Below are 7,897 nucleotides of genomic sequence, written 5' to 3'. Positions count from 1 at the left end.
TCAACGCATCGGCAATCCCCCGATCGGCGGTAGGTACGTTCAGCCGTCGCCCTCGAGGATGACCGGAGCGACGGCGCCTCGCCGCCTTCCGAAAAAGATCTTGCACCTTCCGCACGCAAGTGATACACACTCGACCTGCTTTCTTGGAGCCTGTTGGTGGATTGGTGGCACTGCTGGTCAAGGCGAGTCGCACACGCGCCATCCGAAGGTAGCCGATTTCGGGGGCAGGGCTCCGGCCAGCAAAACCGCAAGGCCGACACCAGCAGCCACCCAGCAGAGCCCTGGCAAGCCTGTCCCTACGGCTGACAGCAACAGACGAACCACGGTCACCACCTGGTTGGAGGTGTCGTTGCCCGGGTGGGGATCCCGGTCGTTGCCCCGGACGGTTGCCGTGTTCGCGAGTTGCTGTGCTGCGCCGTTGGCGACACCGGTGACGGTGATGACCGCGTCGTGGCCCGCGTCCAGCGCACCGCCGGTGCAACGGAGGGTGCGGCCGGTAACGTCGCAGCCGGCCGTGTCGGTATGGACGTTCGCCAAGCCGTCGGGCAGTTCGTCGGTCACCGAGTAGCCGGAGCCACCGGGGCCGTTGTTGTGGACCGTGATGGTGTACGTCACGGTCCACCGGCGCCGATGGCCGCCGGGCCCGCCTTGACGATCCTCAGGTCGGTGAGGGGAGCAATGCAGGACGTCGCGTCGTTGGTGCCGGAGGATGGGCCCCGCTGCGTCGACACCAGCCTGAAGGCGGGGCTGCCCGAGCCCGGATCGGTCACCACCACCCTGCGCAGGTACCCGGCGTTGTCGTAGAAGCCCAGGTCGCCGTTGCCGTAGAGGAAAACCCCACCGTAGCCACCATTCGGAACAATTCCGGGGAAGGACTGGACCGCGCCCGTGACGGAATTGATCCGCACCACCGACCCGTCTGGGCGTGCGCCCCAGAAGAATCCGTGGGCGTAGGCGATGTCAGCCACGCGCGAGGTCTCGCAGAGAGTGACCGTGCGGGCCACCGTGTTCGTCGTGACGTCAACGGGCCCACAGCCGTGGCACATTGCTCGCGGTCACGACAGGCGTCTCTGGTCGTCGAACCCACCGACGTTGTAGCCGCCGAGCGTGAACCCCGCGACGGTCGATCCGGGAGCCGGCAGACCACTGGGCCGCCCCAGTCCGGTGACCGCGCCGGTCGAGTCGATCCGCCACAGGCCGCCATTTTCGGCTCGAATACCGTAGAGATAGTTGTCCGTCGAGTTGTAGCCGATCGCGTTGTACGTGTCTGGAGCCACTGGTCCGACCGGCGCGAAGTCGACGGCCTTCGCACCGAAACGTCCCGCGTACAGCTGCGTGCCGCTTCCGACTCCCTGCGCCAGGAACACCTGGCCAGTGCAGACGAACGGGGTCGCCGCCGAGGCTGTTCCGGTTCCGAACACCATGCTGGCGTTGCCCGTGACCGCAACCAGCGCCAGCATTCCCATGCGTTTCCTCATCGTCGCTACCATAATTATTCCTTTCCGAGAAAACGATCACTATCGCTGGCCGGCGGGACAATTCCGGACGCGAGAAGCCTGACCCGAGCTTGTTGTTCCGCTCGGCTGCTCCTTCCATTTTCATTGTCGTGGACGAGTCAACGGCAGGACAAAAGCCTTACTGAGGCCGTCCTGGATAATTCGCGGCGAGGATTCGCCCCCTCGCAGCCCACCGTAGAGCTTCTTCAGCCCTGTGGCATCCGCTGTTGCGGGTCTCCGTGCCGCCATCCAGGTGGTCAACACTGAGTGACTTATCTGCCCCCGTCCGGCCGCTGTCCGCGCAACGAGAACCTCATCGTTCTCCCAGCTCTCGTATGATTCCGGGGCGCGCCAAGCCCCATCGCACGAACACGAACAGCCGGTACTCCCAACAACGAACGACAGTCCATTCAGGCCAGGACCCAGTTTGCTCTGTTCTGGTGAAATGATCGCCCGTGGTGCGAATCCGGGATTCTGGACCGGCGAGTCCGAGGTTCGGCGTTCGAGTCCATTGTGCCACTCGGGGGCCAAATGGGGACAATTGGGAGGAAGATGTTTGCCGACATGCCGGCAGGGCGCGGCGCAGGTGGTGACTTCGCGGCACGGTCATGACAGGCGGCCCCGCAGTGGTTCGGCGTGGTTCGGCGTGGTTCGGCCTTGCCCGACTACCGAAAATCTCCAACCAGTAGAACTCGCAACTTGGGCGGAACGGGCGGTGTATGCGAGCCGAGGCGCGCCGGTGCGCTGTGGTCGAGCAGGTCCATCTGGCGGAACCGAGCGTGGGCAGGCCTGGGTTTCGTGTTAGGTTCACAACTCCGACAAGGCCCAAGGGAGGGAGTGTCGTGGAATTCGGACTTGACTCGGGGCACTCCTTGGAGATGCTGGTGCCGCCACGTGATACGGCATCGACGTGAGTGTTGCGCAAGCATTACCGCTTTTCCGCGACGGACAAAAATCTTGAGGTGACTGGATGGTTTTCGTACCACAGTAAGGCGATTTCCCTGAGGTGGGCGGGTTCGCCACACAAACAGCGAACATCGGGACGTGGTGACTGTCGCGTTACAGTGGTCTATTGACTCCTGCGTCAATGGGCCCGGCGGCTTGTCGAGACCCTGAGGGTTATTCAGGACGCTCGTACGGCGGCATGTCGCCAGCGTGAAGATCAACTCGCCGTCCCTGAACAAGCCTCCCTGGTTCCGGTAATCGAATACCGACCCTGTCGAACTCTGGAGCGCCACGCAAACGGGCTCCATGGGCCTGCCTCACGAGGAGTCTTCTCACATGGCAAAGCCGCAAACCAGATCCGATGACCTCACCCTGATCCGGGCCGAGAGGCTCTCGGCCGGGTACGGCTCGAACTTAGCTATTCGTGACATCGACCTTGAGATACGCCGCGGCGAGGTGGTGGCCCTGTTCGGCCCGAACGGCGCGGGCAAGACGACGACGTTGTTGACCCTGGGCGGCGAGTTGCGCGCGGCCACCGGCCGCGTGGTGTGGAACAACAGCGGCAAGTGGGAGCCGCTGCATCGCCGCGCACGGCAGGGGTTCGCCTTCGTGCCCGAGGACGGTGCGGTGTTCGGGGGCCTCACGGCGCACCAGAATCTGATGGTCGCACGGCGCGCCGAGCGAGACTCCGCCATGCATGTCTTTCCCGAGCTTCGCGATCTGCTCCACCGTCGCGGCGGGCTGCTGTCCGGCGGCGAGCAGCGCATGCTGGCCGTCGGACGCGCCATCGGTGGCCCGACGCGCCTGCTCGTGGCCGACGAGCTCTCCCTCGGCCTTGCCCCCCGCACGGTCGGAGTGATCCTGAAAGCGATCCGGGCCGCTGCCGAACGGGGCCTGGGCGCCCTGATCGTCGAGCAGCACGTCCACCGAGCCCTCGGCTTCGTCGACCGGGTCTACGTGATGCAGCGTGGCCGTATCACCCTGGACATGACCGCCGCCGAAGCACGCAAGAACATCGACGAGATCCAGGCCCAGTATCTGACAGCCGAAGCGCCTGCCGGAATCACGGCCAATGGCAACAACGTCGAACCGACCGAAGGAGGCGGAGCGTGACCGACGTACTTCAATTTGCCGCCCTCGGAACGGGCACGGGTTCGCTCGTCGCGCTCATCGCGGTAGGGCTTGTGCTGATCTTCCGTGCCGCCGGCGTGATCAATCTCGCCCATGGCGGCTACGCCATGCTGGGTGCCTACCTGCACTGGGAGCTCCAGCAGCGCGGCTGGGGAACACCGGCCGCGTTCGTCACCGCGACCGCTGCTGTCGTGCTTGTCGGGTTGCTGACCGACCAAATGATCCTGCGAAGGCTGCGGCAGGCGTCGGCACTGACCCGGCTGATCGCGACGATGGGCGTGCTGCTGCTGATCCAGTCGCTGACGGCGCACATCTGGGGTGCGGTACCCAAGACCACTTCGCCGATCATCCCGTCGCGCCCGCTGGATCTCGGCGGTTCGGTGTTGCCGTCGGATCGGCTGTGGCTGTTGCTGATCGCGCTGGGAGCAACTGTTGTCATCACCGTGATCTGGAACCGGACTCGGCTGGGATGGATCGCGGAAGCCGTCTCGGAGAACCAGCGCATGGCCGCGGCGCTCGGGTGGTCGCCCGAGCTCGTGTCGGGCATCACCTGGGCTGTCGGTGCCGGACTAGCTGCCGCGGCGGGCATCCTCATCGCGCCGATCACGGAGCTGGACACCTCCACGATGCCACTGTTGATCATTCCGGCACTTGCGGCGGCTCTCATCGGTGGGTTCCGGTCGTATCCGCTCACGTGCGCCGGCGCCATCCTCATCGGGATCGCCCAAACCGTGACCTCCCAGTACGTGCACATCACCGGAGTGTCGGACGCGTTGCCATTCCTGATCATCGTCGTCGGTCTGGCGCTCAGGGGGTCGGGGCTACCGCTGCGTGGCTACGCCACCGACCGCCTCCCGCGTGTGGGAAGCGGGCGGGTGCGCTGGTATGTGTTGATCCCGGCGGTGGTGATCGGCGTGTTCGTCCTCAACGGGACTTCCTCGCCGGACGCGCTCACCGCTTTCACGTCGACCTTTGCCGTGGCCACGATCTTCCTGTCGTTCGTCGTGCTGATCGGCTACACCGGGCAGGTCTCGCTGGCGCAGTACTCCCTGGCCGGTTTCGGGGCCCTCTTCGCCGCCCGGCTCGCCGCGGACGCGGACGTGCCGTTCTGGCTGGCGATCCTGATCGGCGCGCTTGGCGCCAGCCTGGTCGGGATCGTGTTCGCGATCCCGGCGCTACGCACCCGCGGAGCCAACCTGACGGTGGTGACGTTCGGGCTTGCACAGGCGGCGCAGAGCGTGATCTTCAACAACCCCGACATCTCCGGGAGCCAGGACGGCATCCTGGTCCCAACGCCGGAGGTTTTCGGGCTCAGCGTCGACCCGGTCCAGTATCCGGAGCGGTACGCGATCTTCGCCCTCATCGTCCTCGCACTGGTTGCCGTTGCCGTCGCGATGATCCGACGGTCACGGGTCGGGCGCCGCCTGCTCGCCGTGCGCGAAAACGAGCGTGCCGCCGCAGCGAACGGCATCAACGTGATCGCCGCCAAAATCACGGGTTTCGCCATAGCCGGCGCCATCGCCGGCATCGGCGGCGTCGTCCTCGCATTCCAGTCCGAGGCGATCATCTTCAGCGTTTACGACCCGCTTACCTCGATAAGCATGCTCGCCTTCTCGGTCATCGGCGGCCTCGGCTTCGTCTTGGGCGCGGTGTTCGGCGCCCTGTTCGCGCCCCAGTCAGTCGGCGCGATCATCACCTTGCACTGGCAGACGCTCGGCTCGTACATCACGGTCATCGGCGCGGCCGGGCTGCTCATCACCCTGGCGATGAACCCGCATGGCTGGGTGTACGAGGCTCTCAAAGCAGTGCGTCGGCTCGACCGGATCTTCCCGCCTCCGGCGGGCCGGCGCGCGGCGGGCGAACCCGGGAATGATGCTGTGTCGACGGATGGCGGGGCCGTGCCGACCGTTCCCGTGACGCTGTCAGTCAGCAACCTGTCCGTACGCTACGGCGGCAACCGTGCGGTCGACGGCGTCGAAGTCGAGCTGCGTGGCGGCGAGATCGTCGGCCTGATCGGACCCAACGGTGCGGGAAAGACATCCTTCATGGACGCGGTCACCGGCTTCACCGCGATAAGCTCCGGCACCGTCCTCCTGGATGGCACCGACATCAGCGGGTTGCCGGCCTACCGCCGGGTCCGCGCGGGATTGGTCCGATCCTTCCAAAGTCTCGAGCTGTATCCCGATCTGACCGTGCGCGAGAACGTCCTCGTCGCCGGCGACCGCATCTCCGGCGGTGCCCGGCCCAGGTTCTGGCCTGCGCTCAGGCTCAGGAGAGCCGAACTCAGCGCGAACGATCGGCGCACGGTCGACGAACTCGGACTCGGTGATTCGCTCGACCGCCTTCCTGAACAGCTCTCCTACGGGCAGCGGCGGCTGCTCGCCATCGCGAGAGCCATCGCCTCCGCGCCCTCCGTCCTGCTCGTCGATGAGCCGGTCGCGGGTCTCGACGACGCCGAGTCGGCGGAATTCGCCCACGTGCTCACTCGCTTGGCACGCCAACGCGGCATGGGCATCCTTGTCATCGAGCACGACATGAATTTCGTCATGTCGACCTGCGATCGGATCATCGTCATCGACTTCGGGCACCAGATAGCCCAAGGACCGCCCGCCGCCATCCGGGAAGACCCGGCCGCCATCGCCGCCTATCTGGGAGACGACGTAACCGCTACCCCGGCCGATTCGCGAGGACGACCGGACGCGACGAGCGCCCCGAGCTTTTCCAACGGCTGACGTGCCGGGTACGGACGGTCCCGGCCGTCCGCCGGCTGGAGACATCACTTGCTCGACAACGTGCGGTTTCCGGTGGATGTCCGCCACCGCACACACATGTCAGGAGGATGTACGTGACTACAACGTATGGCAGGAAACGCGCGCAACGCCGATGGTTTGCGGTGGCCGTCTCGGCCCTGGCCACGGCCACCGTGCTGACGGCTTGTTCCGGCTCGGACAGTGGCTCAGCTTCGGCCGGCGGCCCGTCGCCGATCGTGATCGGGGTGATGGCGCCGGTCGGCACCCCGCAGGTTGATTTTGGCGGCATCTTCGCCGCGGTGAAGGCGTCCGCCGCGGTGGTCAACAAGCAGGGCGGCATCAACGGACGCCCGATCGAGGTGTTCACCTGCAATACCCAATACCAGGCCAATCAGGAACTCGCCTGCGCACGACAGGCCGTCGCCAAGCACGCCGTCGCCATGGTCGGCAACAACAACGCCCTTGTCGGCACCGCCATGGAACGGATCCTCGCCCAGGCGCACATCGCAGACATCGCGAACGTCGGCCCGCTGACCAGCAACTACCAGGGTGACAACACCTTTCCGCTCACCTGGGAGATCGGCAGCTTCTTTCCCTGCGCCAGCAAGGAACTGGCGCAGAAGGTCAATGCCGATTCGGTGGTGATGGTCCAGTCGCCGGTGAACGTGTTGGACACCATAGCGTCGATGATCGGCAACGGCGCCCGCACGAACGGTCTCAGGGCGCTGCCACCGATCGTGACAGCGGACAACGTGTCCGACTACTCGCCCTACGTCGCCCAAGCCCAGCAGTCCGGTGCGAAGATCGTGGTCCTGGGGCTGCTGGGCAGCGGTCCCCAGGCGTTCGTGCGTGCCAGCAGCGCTGCCGGTGCGAAATACACGATTTGCACCGCACTCGGGCTCACCGGCAGCGGTGGGTGGGCGGACCTCGGGGCGGCCACGAACCAGCTGTACGTGGGCGCGACATTCCGGCCGCTGAGCGAGGCCGGCTCACTTCCGCTGCTGAAGACGATGCTGGACTCCATGGCCGCGGAAGAGGCTACCGGCGACAAATACGCCAACACCTCCCCGCAGGTCTTTCAGGCGCAAAGTATGGGCGCCTGGCTCGGCGTGCAGGCCTTCGCCCAAGTCGCGAAGACCATCCCGGGCGACGTGACCGCTGAATCCTTCCTGCCGGCCATCACCAAAGCCAAGGTCAACCTGGGTGACATCATTCAGGACATCGACTTCACCAAAGCCCGGAGTGCGGGCGATTACCAGCGTGTCTACAACTCCGACGCCTACCTGTGGAAATGGGATTCCCCGAGTTCGCAGTACCACCTGGAGGGATCTGTCAAGGACACGCTGGACATGGCGGTCGGATGAGCCGGCCCGCCCGCGGGTAACGAGCGCACGTCGGCACGGTCAGCCGTGGACGCCGCGGCGTCCACGGCTGACCTTCACGAGATGCAGGACGCCTCCGCCACCACAGTCCGTCTGCTGGATACAGCCATGACGGTGCGGGAAGCCGCGCACGGTGCCGCACACGGGACGGCGCCCCTCGGCTCGGTACTCACCGCCCTCGCCGACCTCATTC

General features: G+C 65.8%; 4 protein-coding genes and 1 pseudogene. 3 read left to right on the top strand and 2 right to left on the bottom strand.

The window, feature by feature from the left end; translation table 11 throughout:
* Window positions 1-177: 177 nt before the first annotated feature.
* Window positions 178-615, bottom strand: a complete 438-nt coding sequence (locus VJT49_RS24320) for a DUF11 domain-containing protein (protein ID WP_324167225.1) — start codon at window positions 613-615, stop codon at window positions 178-180.
* A pseudogene (locus VJT49_RS35425) lies at window positions 612-1,424 on the bottom strand (DUF6923 family protein). Before VJT49_RS35425 ends, VJT49_RS24320 begins: the two are co-directional and overlap by 4 nt.
* 1,323 nt (window positions 1,425-2,747) lie before the next feature.
* Here VJT49_RS35425 and VJT49_RS24305 point away from each other — a divergent pair.
* The 3 genes from VJT49_RS24305 to VJT49_RS24295 all read left to right on the top strand — a co-directional run bounded on the left by VJT49_RS24305 (window position 2,748) and on the right by VJT49_RS24295 (window position 7,686).
* Window positions 2,748-3,554, top strand: coding sequence for an ABC transporter ATP-binding protein (locus VJT49_RS24305; protein ID WP_324167222.1), 807 nt, complete (start codon window positions 2,748-2,750; stop codon window positions 3,552-3,554).
* The gene (locus tag VJT49_RS24300; RefSeq protein ID WP_324167221.1) at window positions 3,551-6,304 is read left to right on the top strand and encodes a branched-chain amino acid ABC transporter permease/ATP-binding protein; all 2,754 of its coding nucleotides are present in this window, start codon (window positions 3,551-3,553) and stop codon (window positions 6,302-6,304) included. The genes VJT49_RS24305 and VJT49_RS24300 overlap by 4 nt, the downstream gene beginning before the upstream one ends.
* Window positions 6,305-6,465: 161 nt before the next feature.
* The gene (locus tag VJT49_RS24295) at window positions 6,466-7,686 is read left to right on the top strand and encodes an ABC transporter substrate-binding protein (RefSeq protein WP_324167220.1); all 1,221 of its coding nucleotides are present in this window, start codon (window positions 6,466-6,468) and stop codon (window positions 7,684-7,686) included.
* Window positions 7,687-7,897 lie beyond the last annotated feature (211 nt).

This window comes from Amycolatopsis sp. (assembly GCF_035276945.1).
GTDB lineage: Bacteria > Actinomycetota > Actinomycetes > Mycobacteriales > Pseudonocardiaceae > Amycolatopsis_E.
Note: the sequence above shows the minus strand (reverse complement) of the source record. Positions and strands in the feature narration are given on the sequence as shown.

Excerpts from the sequence above, each read along its gene's own strand:
- VJT49_RS24305 (WP_324167222.1), top strand. The coding sequence starts at position 2,748 with ATGGGCCTGCCTCACGAGGAGTCTTCTCACATGGCAAAGCCGCAAACC.